Origin of the sequence: Lentimicrobium saccharophilum (assembly GCF_001192835.1) — a bacterium.
GTDB lineage: Bacteria > Bacteroidota > Bacteroidia > Bacteroidales > Lentimicrobiaceae > Lentimicrobium > Lentimicrobium saccharophilum.
In genome coordinates this window covers 288,983-306,637 of sequence record NZ_DF968182.1, presented here as the reverse complement: position 1 = coordinate 306,637, position 17,655 = coordinate 288,983, and the positions used below count along the sequence as shown (strand labels likewise).

Sequence of the window (17,655 nt, the reverse complement as noted above, 5' to 3'; positions counted from 1 at the left end):
GGAAAATGTTTTCCGGATCCTGATCCGGTATTTACTTTTGTCCTGATTTAAAATGATTATCATGGAAAACAAACAAGTATGTCCCTGGTGGATGGGGTATTTTTTGCTGAATCCCGTCAGGCGGATTTCCCACAAACCGGAACAGATCCTGCAGCCATACCTACAGCCGGGCATGAAAACCGTTGACTTTGGCTGTGCCATGGGTTATTTCAGCCTGCCGATGGCCCGGATGGTGGGCAAAGGGGGATCAGTCTATTGTTTTGATATTCAGCAGAAGATGCTCAGCAAACTCACTTCCAGGGCTTTAAAACACGGCTTATCAGCTATCATAAAACCCATCCTGATCAATAATGAATCAGATATTTATGAAAACATAAAAGAATCCATAGATTTTATTCTGCTGTTCGCTGTTGCCCACGAAGTCCCCGATCAGCAGAAACTTTTTACTGATCTTGCAATGATGATGAAACCCGGTTCACTGATGTTGTTTGCTGAACCGGCAGGTCATGTTTCACAACGTGAATTTGAACAATCAATTAAATATGCCGGACAGGCAGGCCTCGAAAAAGCAGAGGAAAAGACAATAAACCGCAGCATGAGCACCTTGCTTAAGAAAAGATAGGCTGTGAGAAATATGCCGTTCATTATTTTCTCCTTTGGAATAAATGAGAAAGTATAAAACTGCATTTGCGAAAACTGCCAAACTTGTTGACCCTATTCTGCTGAACTGTTCATAAGAGGGTTACAAGGGATGCCAGAGATTGATAGCAGATAAGCAACCACTGAGCCGCCGGGTTCAACTGCTTCACCTGATTGTCATTACCTCATCCGGAAGCATCCTTTTACTCCACGGAACTTTTTCGTATTTTCGCATTTCTATTTACTTGTTGATGATCCCGCCCTTTTTTAAAAAAAAACACCTCTGGCTGCTGCTTGCCGTTTCAGCGCTCACCCGCCTGCTGATCGCGGCTTTTACCGAGTTGGGCAACGATGAGGTGTACTACATCAATTACGCGCTTTATCCCGACCTGAGCCATTTTGACCACCCCCCCATGGTGGGCTGGTTTATTCAGTTGTTCAGCCTGAACCTGCTGTCAGACAGCGAGCTGTTTATCCGCCTGGGCGCAGTGGTGGCCGGAACCCTGAACACCTGGCTGATGTATCTTACCGGCAAGGAATTAAAAGATGAAACCACCGGCTGGTATGCCGCCCTGCTCTATAACGTTTCCTTTTACACTTTCGTGATTTCCGGCATCTTTATGATGCCCGACGGGCCGCAGATGCTCTTCTGGCTGCTCACACTGCTGCTTGTCGTGAAGGCAGTCAAAACCGGACCCGAGGGCGCGGGGGCAGGCCGTCTGGTTTTGATGGCGGGGGTAAGCGGTGGGCTGGCCCTGATGTCGAAATATACGTCCGTATTTCTGTTTACGGGAGCGGGACTGTATTTTCTGATGTATGACCGGCGCTGGCTTCGGAAGTGGGAGGTTTATACCTCCATCCTGATTGCCCTTGCGATATTTTCGCCGGTCATTCTCTGGAATGTCCGTTACGATTTCATCAGTTTCAGCTTTCACAGCGAACGGGTGGAAGTGGTAAAAACCCTGTTGCGCCCCGATCTGTTTGCCATCGAACTGGGCGGACAGATCTTTTACAACAATCCCTTCGTTTTCGGGCTGGGGGTTGCCGGAATTGTTGCCTTTTACAGAAAACGCTTACCTGGTAACAGGGATGCGCATCGCCTGCTGCTGACCACCGCCCTGCCGGTGATCCTGCTTTTTCTCGGCTTCTCGCTTTTCAGGCGCACCCTCCCCCACTGGACCGGTCCCGCATGGACAACCCTGATGCCGCTGGCCGCATTATACCTCAGGAATGAAACCGCGCAAGGCCGGGAGGGCAACCGGCTGCCGCCCCTGCTGAAAGGAGCGGCCGGATTTCTGGCGCTGGTGCTGACACTGGCCCTGCTGCAGATCAGCCAGGGGTGGTTTCTGAATAAAGGCATTAATCCTGACACCGGAAAGAGGCTCGGAATTAAAGACATTACGCTGGATATGTACGGCTGGGGGCAGCTCCGGGAAGGATTTGAGCCTGTTTACCGGCAGGATACGGCCTCCGGCAGGATGCACAAAGATGCCGTGATCATACAGCAACGATGGTTTCCGGCCGCCAACCTCGACTATTACGTGGCCAGGCCGCTGGGATTAACGGTGCTGACCCTCGCTGAAATCGACCGCACCCACAAATACGCCTGGATCACGCAGCAGCGCGGCGGTTTCCACCCGGGCATGGATGCCTACTACTTCTCTTCGAGCTATGCTTTTTCCGATCCCAACGGACTCTATAAAGATTATTTTATCCGGATAGAACAACCGGATACCATTCCCGTTTACCGCAACAATGTGCTGGTAATGTATCATTATGTGTGGAGGATGCGGGGGTTGATGTTTCATCCACCGGATAAATTAACCGGTAAAAACCTCTCTATTCGTTCAGATAGCTATCCCGATTAAATCCCCAGTTTGTCCGTGCGTTCCGGCGGATCGGCCAGCACGGCCCTGTTATCCTTTACAATTACAGGGCGGCGGATCAGGCGCGGATAAGCGGCCAGCGCCTCCAGCCAGGCCTCATCGTTCAGGGTTTTTCCCCTGTAATTCTCCTTGTAGTAATCTTCCTGGGTTCTTACCAGTTCGGAGGGTTTTATCCCCAGCTTGTCAATCATTGAACGAAGTTCTTCAACGGTAATGCCTTCGCGGATGTATTCCCTGATTTCGAATTCCACCCCTTTTGCTTTCAGGTATTCAAGTCCGGCCCTTGATTTCCGGCATTTGGGATTGTGATAGATGGTGATCATAGGAAGGATTTTAAATTTTTAGTATTGGGGGAAATCAGCATTTCAGGTAAAAATACAAAAAAAGCCGGAGTATCCACCCCGGCCCGGTCAGTTACAGATAACACTGTTTATAAGGCATCCCGGCCAAATTCCATCAGATAGGCTTTGATAAAATCGTTGAGGTCGCCGTCGAGCACCGCGGTGGTGTCGCTGGTTTCATGATCGGTGCGCAGGTCTTTCACCATCTTGTAAGGGTGAAGGACATAACTCCGGATCTGCGAGCCCCATTCAATCTTCTTCTTCTTGCCTTCAATCACGGCAATGGCCTCTTTCTTCTTGCGAAGTTCAATCTCATACAACTGTGATTTAAGCATCTGAAGGGCTTTTTCGCGGTTTTGCCCCTGCGAGCGGGTTTCCTGGCATTCCACGATGATGCCCGAAGGTTCGTGCCGGAGCCTGACGGCGGTTTCCACCTTGTTTACGTTTTGTCCGCCCGGCCCGCTTGAGCGGAAAGTATCCCAGGTAATATCCGAGGGATTGATCTGGATGTCGATGTTATCATCAACCACCGGATAAACATAAACCGACGCGAACGAAGTATGCCTTTTGTTGGCCGAATCGAAAGGAGAAAGGCGCACCAGCCGGTGAACCCCGTTTTCGCTTTTCAGGTAACCGAAAGCGTTATCGCCCTCAAACTCCAGGGCCACGGATTTAATGCCCGCCACATCGCCTTCGTGGAGGTCGAGTTCCTTTACCTTATAGTTGTTGCGCTCGCCGTACCTGACGTACATACGCATCAGCATCTCGGCCCAGTCGTTGCTTTCGGTTCCACCGGCCCCCGCGTTGATCTGCAGAATGGCATTCAGGCGGTCTTCCTCGTTGCTGAGCATATTCCGCAACTCCAGGTCTTCGATTTTATTCAGGGCATCGGCATACTGATGGTCCAGGTCAGCTTCAGTGGCTTCATCGAGCTCATAAAAATCAAACAGAACCGAAAGGTCCGATACCGCCGACCCGGCAGCATCAAAATCGATGGTCCACTTTTTCTTCTCCTGAATCTGTTTCATCAGGGCTTCTGCCTTTTTCGGCTCATCCCAGAAGCCCGGCTGATGCGTCAGCGCTTCTTCCTCTGCTATTTTTTTCTTTTTGTCTTCAATGTCAAAGGAACCTCCTTAAGGCGTCAAGCCTTTTCGAGAGGTCAGTCAATTGCTCTTTTTGAACCATCCTTAAATTTCCTTCCTTTTCATCAGCTCATCAATAATCTCCGCCACCAGTTCCGGTTCATACCCCTTGGCGATGGCCGGTTTGGCCAGGCGATGCTTGAACAGCATCATATTCGAACGGTCGGTTACGGCAATCTTGTGCTCCACCATGCCGACAATCACATTCCGGTAATCTTCTTCATCTATCTCGCTGAGGCCGGCTTTTATCGCGGCATCAGAAATCTGCCGGGCTTTCAGTTCGCCGATGATGCGTGAACGGCCCCATTTTTTATTCCGGAACTTACCCCCCGCGTAAAGCTTGGCATAACGCTCCTCGTTGATAAAACCTTCTTCTACCAACTGCCTGATGATCTTATCGGTATTCTTATCCGAAAACCCGAGTGAGTTGGCGTGAATTTTTACTTCTACCAGACAACGCTCCTGCATGGCGCACCAGCGGCGGATTTTTGACAATTGTTTATCAAGTTCTTTCATATCTTGAATGTTTATACATTTATTTTGAATGCAAATATAGATTTATCCCCGGGCAAAACCAAATAATTTTCATCCAAAATGCTGAAAACACTGAGATGCCGGTTTTTATTATTTTATATCAATCAGATATATATTAAATATGAGTACCGCATCGGGACGGATTCCGGCAGGGGGATTGCTTCCATATCCCAGTCTGCTGGGAATCAATAACTTCCCTTTAGCTCCCTTGCCAAACTTCTGCAGGCCTTCCTGCCATCCCGAGATCACGCCCGACAACGGAAAGGTGAGCGTATTGGCGTCAAACACCTCGCCGTCAGTATAGTAACCCTTGTATTGTACCCTGACTTCGTTGCTGAGGGTAGGATACTGTTCAGTACCGGCTTCCTCCGTTACATAATAAAGGCCTGAGGCCGTTTTGTCCGCTTCAAGTTTGTTCGCGGCTATGTAATCACGGATAATCTGATCGTCTATGGCATCGATATCTTCTTCCTTTTTGCAGGAACTGAGAAAGCATACCGCCGACAGCAGTGTGATCAGTAAAAGTTTGTGTTTGTGAAGATTCAGGTATTTCATTTCAAAAGGTTTAAAATATGCTTAATTGTCACTCAATAATCTGTTCACAAGAAGCGGAACGCCGCTACCGGCTTTCATTTGCAATACTTCGAGCCTTGAAATTCCTCCTACCGGCAGGCTGTTCGGATCCACAACATATTTCATGCAACGCGCGGGCGCATAATGCATAAGTCCGGCGGCGGGATACACCAAAAGTGAAGTGCCTATTATCAGCAGGATATCAGCCTCCGCCACGAGGTCAGCGGCAGCCTCAATCAGGGGCACGGCCTCCCCGAACCACACGATGTGCGGCCTGAGCTGGAAACCCTTTTCGCAATGGTCGCCCAACCCGATTTCTCCGTATCCGATATTGTAAACCAGTTCGTCATCCGCGGTGCTGCGCACCTTTACCAGTTCACCATGGAGATGAAGAATATTCGCTGAACCCGCCCGCTCGTGCAGGTCGTCAACATTCTGGGTAATGATCTGTACATCGAATTTTTCTTCCAGCTTCACCAGGGCCACGTGTGCGGCATTGGGCACAACGGTGCCGAGCTGGGCGCGCCGTTTGTTATAGAACTCAAGCACCAGGGCGGGATTCCGCTGCCAGGCATCCCAGGTGGCGACTTCTTCAATCCTGTATTCCTCCCAGAGTCCGTCAGCATCGCGGAATGTTCTGATGCCGCTTTCGGCGCTGATTCCGGCGCCGGTAAGCACGACAACTTTCTCCCTTTTCATGCCGCAAAAGTACGAATTTGAAAATTTCACCAGCAAACAGAAGTGCCTGAAATAAAAACTGCTGCCGGGGTCAGGGCAGCAGTTCAAAACTTTCAGAGAAAATTAATCTTCAAAAAGGTTCATATCATCAAGTACCTTCATAACGCCTTTCACCGAATTGGCAGATTCTTCCAGCATTTTCTTTTCTTCCTTGTTCAGGTTCAGTTCAATAATCTCTTCGATGCCCCTGGATCCCAGTTTCACCGGAACGCCCATATAGACATCATGAAGTCCGTATTCGCCGTTGAGCAGGGCGCAAACCGGGAAAATCCGCTTCTGGTCATCCACAATGGCTTCCACCATCTGGGCGGCCGCGGCACCCGGCGCATACCAGGCCGAAGTCCCCATCAGGTTTACCAGCTCTCCGCCGCCTTTCTTGGTCCTCTCCACAATCTTGTCGATCTCCTCTTTATTCAGCAGGTCCGTTACCGGGATACCGGCAATAGAGGTAAACCTGGGCAGGGGAACCATGGTATCGCCGTGCCCGCCAAGCAGCAGGGAGTGAATGTCCTTGGGCGAAACATCAAGCGCTTCAGCCAGAAATGCCTTGTATCGCCCGGTATCGAGGATACCTGCCATCCCGAATACGCGGCTCGAATGCTTGCGGGCGGCTTTGTAAGCGGCATAAGTCATTACGTCAAGCGGGTTTGAAACCACGATGATGATCGCTTCCGGCGAGTATTTTACCACCTTTTCGGTAACGTCTTTCACAATGGCGGCATTGGTCTTGATAAGGTCGTCGCGGCTCATGCCCGGTTTACGGGGCAGCCCGGAAGTAATTACCACGATTGAGGAACCTTTGGTTTTAAGATAATCATTGGTAACCCCGATCACACGCGTATTGAAGTTATTGATGGAAGAAGTCTGCCAGATATCCAGGGCCTTTCCTTCGGCGACCCCTTCTTTGATATCCACCAATACAACTTCGCGGGTAAGGTCTTTATGTGCTATAACATTTGCACAGGTTGCGCCGACGTTACCGGCACCGATTACAGTGATCTTTTTCATATTATTGAATTTTAAAATTTTCCCGGCTTTTCTGATACCAGATCCTGTTATCCGGAATAACCGAACAAAAGTAAGAATTTAGATATTAGTATGAAAAAGAAACCGTTAAATTAATTCCGGTCTGACAACCATCTCAGGTTGATTCATTCCGTTGTGCATCAATCACGGCAATGGTTACCATATTCACGATCTCGGAAACACTTGAGCCCATCTGTAAAACATGGACCGATTTACTCAGTCCCATGAGTATAGGTCCTATGGCTTCGGCGCCGCCCAACTCCTGAATCAGTTTGTAAGCAATATTACCGGCCGTCAGATAGGGGAAAATAAGTGTATTGGCCGGTCCGTCAGCCAGCTTGGAGAAAGGGAAGTTTTCGCGCAGCAGATCGTTGTTGATGGCAAAATTGGCCTGCATATCTCCATCTACAATCAGATCGGGACATTCTTTATGCAGCTTTTCCACCGCAGTCCTTACCATGATGGGAATATTCCCTTCTACAGAACCAAAATTGGAATAAGAAAGCATGGCAATTCTGGGCTCAATATTAAACTGCCTTACGGTAGCGGCGGCCTGTTTGGTGATTTCGACCAGTTTGTCTGCATCCGGATTCATATTCACCGTCGTATCGGCAAAGAAAATCGGCCCCTTTTTGGTTAGCATGATATACATACCTGACACGATGGTAGTCCCTTTCTTTTTCCCGATGATCCGCAGCGCGGGTCGAATGGTGGCAGGATAGCTGCTGGTGAGGCCGGAGATCATGGCATCGGCATAACCATTTTCAACAAGGCTGGGACCGAAGTAGTTGCGGTGTGTCATCATATCGCGCGCTGCATTCATGGTGACGCCCCTGCGTTTGCGCTTTTCGAAAAACTGTACGGCAAAGGATTCGCGCCGTTCATTTTCCTCAGGAGACCGTGGATCAATGATTTCAATATCATGCAATTCAAGGTCGTGCTCATTGATAAGCCCCAAAATAACATCGCGGTTACCCAACAGGATCGGAATGGCAATGCCTTCTTCCACAACAATTTCAGCAGCCTTGAGGATCTTATAATTTTCGGCTTCGGCAAATACCACCCGCCTGGGGTTCTTTTTGGCCCTTGCCTTGATCTGCCGGATTAGTGGATTGCTCAGTCCCAGCCGTTTACCCAATTCATCGCGGTAGGCATCCCAGTCGGTGACGGGTTTCCGCGCCACTCCGGTATCCATAGCCGCTTTGGCAACGGCAGGAGCAACATGGGTGATCAGCCTGGGATCACTGGGTTTTGGGATTATATAGTCTTTCCCGAATTTGAGGTTGGTTACCTGGTAGGCGATGTTCACCTCCTCAGGCACCGGCTGCTTGGCCAGATCAGCCAGGGCATGTGCCGCCGCGAGCTTCATTTCCTCGTTGATGGCGGTGGCCCGCACATCCATCGCACCCCTGAAGATATAAGGGAAACCTAAAACATTATTTACCTGATTAGGAAAATCAGAACGCCCTGTTCCCATAATCAGATCCTTGCGGGTAGCCGTTGCCAGTTCGTAGGATATTTCGGGCGTCGGATTGGCCAGCGCGAAAACGATGGGATGGTCAGCCATGCTGAGCAGCATTTCGGGTGTAACGACCCCGGCAACCGAAAGGCCCAGGAACATATCGGCATCCTTCATGGCTTCGGCCAGGGTGTTGATATCGCGATCGGTGACAAACTTCTGCTTCCAGGGGTTCAAATCCGTGCGCTTTTTATTAAGTACCCCCTTTGAGTCAACCATCACCAGGTTTTCCGGTTTCACCCCAAGGGAAAGATACAATTTGGAACATGAGATGGCGGAAGCCCCCGCGCCATTCACCACTACCCTGATCTCTTCAATTTTCTTCCCGCTGATTTCAAGCGCATTCAGCAATCCGGCAGAGGTAATAATCGCTGTGCCATGCTGATCATCATGCATCAGCGGGATATCCAGCAGTTCCTTCAGCCGGTCTTCCACCTCGAAGCATTCCGGAGCCTTGATGTCCTCAAGGTTGATTCCGCCAAAAGTCGGGGCAATTGACTTGATGGTATTAACCATCCCTTCGATGGATTTGTCGCTGAGTTCAATATCAAATACATCAATATCCGCAAATATCTTAAACAGCAGGCCTTTGCCTTCCATCACAGGCTTGCCGGCCTCCGGACCGATGTCTCCGAGGCCCAGCACAGCGGTACCGTTTGAAATAACAGCCACCAGGTTGCCTTTTGCCGTATATTTATATACATCCTCAGGATTGGCTTTGATCTCAAGACAGGGTTCCGCCACACCGGGGCTGTAAGCCAGGGTAAGATCATACTGCGAGTGGTGGGGCTTGGTGGGAATGACTTCTATTTTACCGGGTCTGCCTTCGGCATGATAAGCCAAAGCGTTCTTTTTACTCAGGGGGGTCTTCATAGGTCAGGGATTGACGATGTTGGAGGATGATGTATAAACAATAAAACAAATGTATAAAACTGCATCCGGAAATCAAATTACTTTTCGGATAAATAAACCATTCAATGTGAAAGGAGGAAAATAATTACCAATTCAACAAATATCTCTATTTTTGTCGGTTAACAGATAAACGCCCGGTTTATGTACGCATTTATCGAAGGAAAAATATCCGGGATCAATCCGGCGGAAGTGGTGATTGATTGCCATGGCGTTGGCTATGATATTTCCATTTCGGTAAACACTTATTCCCGGATAAAGGATCTTGAAACCTGCCGCCTGCTTACGCACCTTGCCGTGAAGGAGGACGCGATGGTGCTTTACGGTTTTGCCAGCGAAGATGAACGCCAGCTTTTCCGGCAGCTGATTTCAGTTTCAGGGGTTGGCGCCGGAACTGCGCGGCTCATCCTCTCCTCACTTACCCCCGAAGAAGTAACCGAAGCCATTATTCTTGGCAATGTACCTGTTTTACAGCGGGTTAAAGGCATAGGCGGCAAAACGGCCCAGCGCATCATCATCGACCTGAAGGATAAACTCGGAAAGGGTCAGGGCTTCAGAGAAATTTTGGGAAGCACACACAATACAAAGAAGGAAGAGGCGTTATCTGCTTTGTCGATGCTTGGCTTCAATAAAGCGCTGGCAGAGAAGACCATTGACAAAATTTTAAAAGAAGAAGGCACCTCGCTGACGGTGGAACAACTCATCAAGCATGCCCTCAGAATATTATAAATACACGCAACACCCTGGTAAACCGTTGAAATAACCAAAGGCTCAACCGGAAGCAATAAGAGACAGGCTATTTCGACGATTCAGGCAGTAATCACACACATACAAAACACTGAATTACTTGGAGCGCACAATAAAATACTTTATCCGACTTTTTGCACTTTTTTTTGTTGTTTCCATTGCCTGGGGAATACCGGTTCCCTATGATCTTTCAGGAATAACCGGGCCGGAAACACTACCTGCATCCCCGCCCGATACCACTAAACCCGGCGGAACCCTGCCCTATCCTCTCCCGGGCACGGAACCCGGATCCTTACCTGAACCTTCTGATAAGAATAAGCTCTTCCTCGGCAATACTTCCAACTTCACGGAAGAAATTATTTACGACCCGGCCACCAACACTTACAGCATTGTCCGGAAAGCAGGGGCGGTGCCGCTTTCTTCGCCAACCACGCTCACCTTTGATGAATTTAAGGAACTGGACCTTGACCGCTCTCTCCAAAGCTACTGGCGCGAAAAAGCTGTTTCATCCGGGGGTGTGTCACGCACAGGGATTATTCCCCAGATACACATTGGCGGCCAGGTGTTCGACAGGATTTTCGGAGGTAACACCATTGACATCCGTCCGCAGGGAAGCGCCGAAGTTACCTTTGGCATCCTCTCCAACCGCCGCGACGACCCCGCGCTCGACATCCGCCAGCGCCGCACCACCAACTTCGATTTTCAGCAGCGTATTCAGATGAGCGTAATGGCCAAGATCGGCGATAAAATTGAATTTAATACCAATTACAATACGGAAGCCACCTTCGACTTTGAAAACAAACTGAAACTCAAATACGAAGGCAAGGAAGACGAAATTATCAAACTGATTGAAGCGGGGGATGTTACCTTCCCGCTCAACAGCACCCTGATCACCGGAAGCCAGAGCCTTTTCGGGCTGAAAACCCAGATGCAGTTCGGCCGCGCCACGGTTACGGGCGTCTTCTCGCAGCAGAAAAGCGAAACCTCGACCATCACCGTGCAGGGGGGCGCACAGACCAGTAAGTTCAGCGTACGGGCCCTCGACTATGAAGAAAACAAACACTTCTTCCTCGCCCAGTACTTCGTCGACAATTATGACAACGCCCTGAGCAAACTGCCCATTGTCAATTCCAACATCAACATTACCAAGATTGAAGTCTGGATAACCAACATCGGTCCTGCGGTTACCGACAACCGTAACCTCGTTGCTCTTATGGACCTCGGGGAAAAGGTCCCTTATAACCAAAGCATTGCCCCACGCCCCGGCGCTTCATACCCTGACAATAAATCGAACGACCTGCTCAGCCGCTTCGACACCACCAATATCCGCGACATCAACAGGGTGACACAATACCTCACCGGATCACCATTCGGTTATGTCTCAGGACAGGATTTCGAGAAAGTTGAAAACGCACGTAAACTCAACCCGAGTGAATATACTTTCAACTCAAAACTGGGATTCATCTCACTCAACAGTACCCTCAATCCTGACCAGGTCCTTGCAGTAGCTTATCAATATACCGTAATTGGCCAGGACAGTATATTCCAGGTTGGCGAGTTTTCTGACCAGGGAATTTCCTCTCCCAGAACCCTGATGGTAAAGCTGCTCAAAAGTACCGCCCTCAACACCAAAATTCCCATGTGGAACCTGATGATGAAGAACGTATACAACATCGGGGCATTCCAGCTTAACCGCGAAGATTTTATCCTGAATATCCTCTATTCGGGCAATGAGAACACCGTGCCTACCGGTTATTTTACCGATGGGCCTGAAGGGGTAAAGGGGATTCCGCTGCTCAGGTTGTTTAATTTCGACAATCTTGATCCTCAGCAAAACCCGCCGCATGACGGAATTTTCGACTTTATCGACAATGCCGCGCGACAGGGCGGAACCATTCAGGCTTCAAACGGTAGGGTCTTTTTCACCGTAAGGGAGCCATTCGGCAGTTACCTCAGGAAAAAGCTCGACAATCAGCAGCTTGCCGATAAATACTGCTACGACTCGCTTTACACCCTTACCAAAAGCGGGGCGCAGCAATATCCGGATAAAAACAGGTATATTCTTGAGGGGCAGTATAAATCGTCCTCGGGGTCTGAGATTTCGCTCAATGCACTGAATGTACCTCAGGGCTCCGTGCGCGTGACCGCAGGGGGCATACCGCTTACCGAGAATGTTGACTATACCGTGGATTATACGCTGGGACGCGTGAAAATCATCAACGAAGGGATCCTCAATTCAGGAACCCCGGTAAGTATTTCGCTTGAAAACAATGCCACCTTTAACCTGCAAACCCAGACCATGATGGGTATGCATGTTGACTACAAGGTAAACAACGATTTCATCATCGGGGCAACCCTGCTGAACCTCCATGAACGCCCGCTGACCCAGAAAACAAACTTCGGCCAGGAACCGATTTCCAATACCATGTGGGGGCTTGATTTCAATTACCAGACCGAGTCGATGGCCCTCACCAAACTGATCGACAAGCTGCCATTCTACAGTACCAAAACCATCTCAAGGATTCAGTTTAACGGTGAATTTGCCCACTTTATCCCGGGGCATTCCCGCGCCGTTGGAAAAACCGGAACCTCGTACATCGATGATTTTGAGGGTGCCAAATCAACCATTGACCTTAAAAACGTAGGTACATGGTTTCTGGCCAGCACGCCTCAGGGGCAGACCAGCCGCGATATGTTCCCCGAAGCCGCCCAGGGCACGGGACTTGCCTATGGTTTCAACCGCGCCAAACTGGCCTGGTACACCATTGATCCTTTATTCTACGACCGCAACAGCAACCTCAGGCCAAAGAATGTATCTAAAGATGAATTATCGCGCAACTCCGTAAGGCTGGTCCGCGAAAGCGAGGTATTCCCCAATGCCGATCCCCCCAACGGTCAGCCCATGAACCTGCCCGTGCTAAATCTTGCCTTCTTCCCTGAAGAGCGCGGACCATATAATTATGATGTATTGCCCGGAAGCTTATCACGAGGGCTTGCCGAGGACGGGTCATTGCTCTTCCCCAGAACACGCTGGGGCGGGATTATGCGCAAAATCGAATCCACCGACTTCGAAGCCGCCAACGTTGAGTATATCGAATTCTGGCTGATGGATCCTTTCTCCGAGGACACCCTGCACAGTGGCGGAGATCTCTATTTTAACCTGGGAGACATTTCCGAAGATATTCTGCGTGATGGAAGAAAGAGCTATGAGAACGGACTTCCGGTTTCCGCTGAAGTTAAGAATGTGGATACCACCATCTGGGGACGCGTACCTACCCTGCAGGCACTGGTAAATGCCTTCGACAACGACATCGCGGCAAGGCCTTTCCAGGATGTCGGCTATGATGGATTGCCGGATGCCGATGAGCGCAGCTTCTTTGATGAGGATTATCTTCAGGTGATCGCCAACCAGTACGGGACATCTTCAGCAGCCTACCAACAGGCCTTTGAAGACCCTTCGGGAGATAATTATCACTTCTTCAGGGGGGCGGATTATGATAACGATCCGAAGTACAGCAGCGTGATCGAACGTTACAAAATGTATAACGGCGTTGAAGGCAACTCCCCGGCCACCGAACAATCGAACGAACAGTTTCAGACGCAGGCCACCACCCTGCCCAATGTGGAAGATATCAACCGCGACAATACCCTGAACGAGCAGGAACGTTACTTCCAGTACAAAATCAGGCTGACCCCCGACCGCATGAATATCGGGGAAAACTACATTACCGATATTTTCAATGCCGGAGACATCCCCCTTGAAAACGGCAAACGCGGCAATGTAAAATGGTACCAGTTTAAAGTTCCTGTTCAGAGTCCCGACGAGGTTGTCGGAAATATCCAGGACTTCAAAAGCATCCGTTTTATGCGTATGTTCCTCCGGAATTTTGACCAGCCGGTTGTCCTCAGGTTTGCCACCCTTGAACTGGTGCGGGGCGAGTGGAGAAAATATTACAGCAACCTGCTGGCTCCGGGAGAATATATCCCCAATCCCAACCAGAGCGAAACCTCCTTCGATATTTCCACCGTCAGTATCGAAGAGAATGGCAGCCGTTCTCCCATTCCCTATGTGCTGCCGCCTGACATTGAGCGCGAGATCAATGTTGGAACCACCAACTATCAGCGCCTGAACGAGCAGGCCATGGTATTGAAGGTTTGTAACCTGCTCGACGGCGATGCCAGAGGAACTTATAAAACCACCGACTTTGACTTCCGGCAGTACAAAAAACTCAAGATGTACATTCATGCCGAGAAAGCCATCGAAAACCAGGAACTGGCAAAAGGGGATGTAACGGTCTTTATCAGGATGGGTTCCGACTTCACAGAAAACTACTATGAGTATGAAGTTCCCGTGGAGATGACCCCTTGGTACACCACTGCCGCCAATCCCGGCCTCATCTGGCCCGATGCCAACCGGCTGGATATAGAACTGGACAAACTGGTGAAAGCCAAGCAACAGCGCAATGATGCCATGGGCCGCCCCGGATCGATGGTCACGGTAATGACCCCCTACGAAGTTTACGACGGAGAAAACCGGATTACCGTGGTGGGTATGCCCAGCATGAGCGATGTAAAAGCGTTTATGATCGGCGTCAGAAATCCGAAGAAGCAGTTTATAACCGACAATGATGACGGGGAATCCAAATGCGTGGAGGTATGGGTGAATGAGCTGCGGCTTACCGATTTTGATGAGAAAAGCGGATTTGCCGCCACGGCCAGGATCGCCGCCAATCTGGCCGACCTTGGCAACGTCGTGCTTTCGGGAAGCTACTCCACCGCCGGTTTCGGAAGCATTGAGAAAAAAGTTAATGAAAGGCAGCAGGAAGCTGTCGGGCAGGTTGATGTGGCCACCAACATTCAGTTGGGCAAGTTCTTTCCGGAAAAAGCCGGTATCAAAATCCCGATGCACATCGACTATTCCGAAATGCGCATGACCCCGAAATACGATCCGCTGGACCCCGATATCCTGATGAGCGAGGTGATGAACGACCTTGAAAGGAATGAAAGGGATTCGGTAAGAAACAAGGTGCAGGACATTACCCGGAGAACCAACATCAACTTTGTGAATATGCGCAAGGAGAAAGTTGGCGCCCAGGGCAAAACGCGCATTTACGACATTGAAAATTTTGACTTTACTTACGCTTACTCTGAAATATTCCACAGAAACATAGATATTGAATACGACAGCCGCAAGCAGTTCAGGGGCGGGATAGGCTATAACTTCCTGTATAATCCCAAACCGGTTAAGCCATTCCAGAATGTCAAATTCCTGCAGAGCAAGTCACTGGCGATCATCAAGGATTTCAACTTCTTCTATATGCCCAAGATGTTCGGATTCAGGACGGATATGAACAGGCAATACAATGAACGGCTGCTGCGGAACAAGAGTGATGCATTGATCATACTTGAGCCTACGTATACCAAATCGTGGGACTGGAACAGGTTGTATGACCTGAAGTTCGACCTGGCGCAATCACTGAAACTGGAGTATCAGGCCAATGCCAACGCTTACATCAGTGAGCCTCCCGGACAGATCAACCGGACCGCGGATGACTGGCAGGCCAAGCGGGATTCAATCTGGGACGAAATCATGAACTTCGGAAGCATGAACCGCTTCACGCAGAACATGAACCTGAATTACATCGTGCCCATCAACAAGATTCCCTTACTGAACTGGATTTCGCTGAATGCCAGGTATGCCAGCACTTTCCGCTGGGAAGCATCGCCAAGGTCCATACAGTCGATAATGGGAAATACCATTGAAAATTCAAATACCATCAACATCAATGGTAGTGCGCGCATGACCAATCTTTATAACAAATGGTCATTCCTGCGGAAGATCGGGCAACAAGGGAGGAGTCAGTCTCCGCAAAGGCCCGGGCAGGCTGCACGTCAGGCCCCGAAAGAACCCGACCCACAGCAGACCGCGGCCCAGGCAGACACCACGGCAAAAAAATCTCCCCAGATCGCCAAAGCGCTGGGTATCGGCATTGTAAAACTGATTATCGGAATTAAAGATGTTCAGTTTACCTACTCCGAATCCCAGGGGACGCTGTTGCCAGGATTTATGCCACAGCCCGACATCCTTGGGAGCAGACTTTCCGATATGGCACCGGGCTTCGGCTTCGCCTTCGGAAGCCAGGAAGACATCCGGTCAAGGGCTGTGCGTAATCAGTGGCTGACAACGGACACCCTGCTTAACAGCGCTTACATCACCCGGGCTACGAAGAATCTGAATGCCAGGATTACCTATGAACCATTCCCTGAATTCAGGGTGGAATTTACCGCTGAAAAGAAGGAATCATTTGCTTACCAGGAATATTTCAAGGCCAACGCAAACGGGGAATTCACTTCAACCTCCCCGCAGGACAGGGGCTCATTCAGCATTTCATTCTATACCCTTAAAACCGCCTTCAAAAAGGACGGGGAAGAAAACATCAATGAAGTCTTCGAGAATTTCAAGGACTATCGCATCATCATCGCGAAAAGGCTGAGTGAACTGAACCCGAATTCCATGCTCACCGACACTTTCCCCTCCGGCTACGGCAGCGGATCACAGGATGTCATCATACCAGCATTTATAGCTGCCTATACCGGTCGCGACCCGATGAAAGTTTCACTCTCGCCCTTCCCGAAAATTCCCATCCCCAACTGGAGATTTTCATACACGGGACTGAGCAAAATACCCTATTTCAAGCAATACCTGAAGAATCTGACAATCTCACATGCCTATCTGTCCACTTACTCCATAGGCAACTACGTATCGAATGTGGATTATCTTGAAAATCTTGGCTTCCAGTCCGCGCTGGACTTCAATCAGAATTTCATACCAAAAAACCAGATTGATGCCATTGCCATTACCGAACAGTTCAGCCCGCTGATCAATTTCGACATGACCTGGAATAATAGTTTGCTTTCAAGGTTTGAAATCAAGAAAGCCCGTTCACTGCAGTTAAGCTTTGTCAACAACCAGGTTACCGAAGTCAGGAGCAATGAACTGATCATCGGGGTGGGATACCGCTTCAAGGATGTTAAACTGAACCTCTCGAGCGGAGGCAGAAGGCAGCAATTGAAGAGCGACCTGAATGTCAAACTTGACCTTTCGGTAAGGGACAACAAAACGGTATTGCGCCGGCTCGATGAAGAGATCAATCAGATTTCAACCGGAAACAGAATGGTCTCCATCAACTCCTCAGCCGATTATGTGATCAACCAGCGGTTTAATGTGCGCCTGTTCTTTGATAAAACGATTACCAACCCGTTTGTTTCCTCACAGTTTCCCAATTCAACGACCAATGCCGGTGTGAGCCTGAGATTCACCCTTGCGCAATAAGTGATAACTCTTTATGCTTAAAGGCTGCCTTGTTGCAGCCTTTAAGCATTTATGGAGCGGCCATTTCAAAGGTGTTCATGGGGACTGCATCCGGAATACCGGCATTGAAGAGGGTAGAATCACCTGTTTATACTGCTGATATCCAGGTTTTTTCCCCAATTTCCGGAATAAACCCTGAGTGAAAGATAATAATCCCGATTTTAATTTGAATTCAAAAGTGTTTTAGTAATTTTGACCCCGATACGGCATACATTAAAAAACATAAAGA

General features: G+C 49.4%; 11 protein-coding genes. 4 read left to right on the top strand and 7 right to left on the bottom strand.

From position 1 onward, the window contains the following. Positions 1–61 precede the first annotated feature (61 nt). Entirely contained in the window at positions 62–622 is a 561-nt protein-coding gene (locus TBC1_RS01090; protein WP_062037285.1) for a class I SAM-dependent methyltransferase, read from the top strand. A 268-nt stretch (positions 623–890) separates the two neighbouring features. Next, a complete protein-coding gene (locus TBC1_RS01085) occupies positions 891–2,507 on the top strand; it encodes an ArnT family glycosyltransferase (RefSeq protein ID WP_172668792.1) in 1,617 nt (538 codons plus the stop codon). Here TBC1_RS01085 and arsC read toward each other — a convergent pair. The 7 genes from arsC to TBC1_RS01050 form a co-directional block, all read right to left on the bottom strand. Next, on the bottom strand, positions 2,504–2,848 hold the full coding sequence (gene arsC, locus TBC1_RS01080) for an arsenate reductase (glutaredoxin) (RefSeq protein WP_062037280.1): 345 nt from the start codon (positions 2,846–2,848) through the stop codon (positions 2,504–2,506). The two genes, TBC1_RS01085 and arsC, sit on opposite strands and share 4 nt — an antisense overlap. A 107-nt stretch (positions 2,849–2,955) precedes the next feature. Further along, a protein-coding gene (prfB, locus tag TBC1_RS01075; RefSeq protein ID WP_137305346.1) for a peptide chain release factor 2 occupies positions 2,956–4,051 on the bottom strand; the annotation gives its coding sequence in 2 pieces (ribosomal slippage) (positions 2,956–3,987 and positions 3,989–4,051; 1,095 coding nt in all). Between the two features lie 2 nt (positions 4,052–4,053). Continuing rightward, on the bottom strand, positions 4,054–4,524 hold the full coding sequence (locus tag TBC1_RS01070) for a regulatory protein RecX (protein WP_062037275.1): 471 nt from the start codon (positions 4,522–4,524) through the stop codon (positions 4,054–4,056). Positions 4,525–4,632: 108 nt separating this feature from the next. Continuing rightward, positions 4,633–5,097 carry an FKBP-type peptidyl-prolyl cis-trans isomerase gene (locus tag TBC1_RS01065; RefSeq protein WP_082189431.1) on the bottom strand — a complete coding sequence of 155 codons (465 nt, stop codon included), beginning with the start codon at positions 5,095–5,097 and terminating at the stop codon, positions 4,633–4,635. A gap of 21 nt (positions 5,098–5,118) precedes the next feature. Next, entirely contained in the window at positions 5,119–5,814 is a 696-nt protein-coding gene (locus TBC1_RS01060) for an SIR2 family NAD-dependent protein deacylase (RefSeq protein WP_062042617.1), read from the bottom strand. 102 nt (positions 5,815–5,916) lie between these two features. Continuing rightward, positions 5,917–6,861, bottom strand: coding sequence for a malate dehydrogenase (gene mdh, locus TBC1_RS01055; protein ID WP_062037273.1), 945 nt, complete (start codon positions 6,859–6,861; stop codon positions 5,917–5,919). A gap of 133 nt (positions 6,862–6,994) precedes the next feature. After that, on the bottom strand, positions 6,995–9,271 hold the full coding sequence (locus TBC1_RS01050) for an NADP-dependent malic enzyme (protein ID WP_062037270.1): 2,277 nt from the start codon (positions 9,269–9,271) through the stop codon (positions 6,995–6,997). A gap of 180 nt (positions 9,272–9,451) precedes the next feature. Here TBC1_RS01050 and ruvA point away from each other — a divergent pair, with 180 nt between their 5' ends. Next, positions 9,452–10,036, top strand: coding sequence for a Holliday junction branch migration protein RuvA (gene ruvA, locus TBC1_RS01045; protein ID WP_062037267.1), 585 nt, complete (start codon positions 9,452–9,454; stop codon positions 10,034–10,036). Positions 10,037–10,154: 118 nt separating this feature from the next. Further along, a complete protein-coding gene (sov, locus tag TBC1_RS01040; protein ID WP_062037263.1) occupies positions 10,155–17,387 on the top strand; it encodes a T9SS outer membrane translocon Sov/SprA in 7,233 nt (2,410 codons plus the stop codon). Positions 17,388–17,655 lie beyond the last annotated feature (268 nt).

Coding starts and splice junctions, on each gene's coding strand:
- TBC1_RS01090 (WP_062037285.1), top strand. CDS start 62: ATGGAAAACAAACAAGTATGTCCCTGGTGGATGGGGTATTTTTTGCTG.
- TBC1_RS01085 (WP_172668792.1), top strand. CDS start 891: ATGATCCCGCCCTTTTTTAAAAAAAAACACCTCTGGCTGCTGCTTGCC.
- arsC (WP_062037280.1), bottom strand. CDS start 2,848: ATGATCACCATCTATCACAATCCCAAATGCCGGAAATCAAGGGCCGGA.
- TBC1_RS01070 (WP_062037275.1), bottom strand. CDS start 4,524: ATGAAAGAACTTGATAAACAATTGTCAAAAATCCGCCGCTGGTGCGCC.
- TBC1_RS01065 (WP_082189431.1), bottom strand. CDS start 5,097: ATGAAATACCTGAATCTTCACAAACACAAACTTTTACTGATCACACTG.
- TBC1_RS01060 (WP_062042617.1), bottom strand. CDS start 5,814: ATGAAAAGGGAGAAAGTTGTCGTGCTTACCGGCGCCGGAATCAGCGCC.
- mdh (WP_062037273.1), bottom strand. CDS start 6,861: ATGAAAAAGATCACTGTAATCGGTGCCGGTAACGTCGGCGCAACCTGT.
- TBC1_RS01050 (WP_062037270.1), bottom strand. CDS start 9,271: ATGAAGACCCCCCTGAGTAAAAAGAACGCTTTGGCTTATCATGCCGAA.
- ruvA (WP_062037267.1), top strand. CDS start 9,452: ATGTACGCATTTATCGAAGGAAAAATATCCGGGATCAATCCGGCGGAA.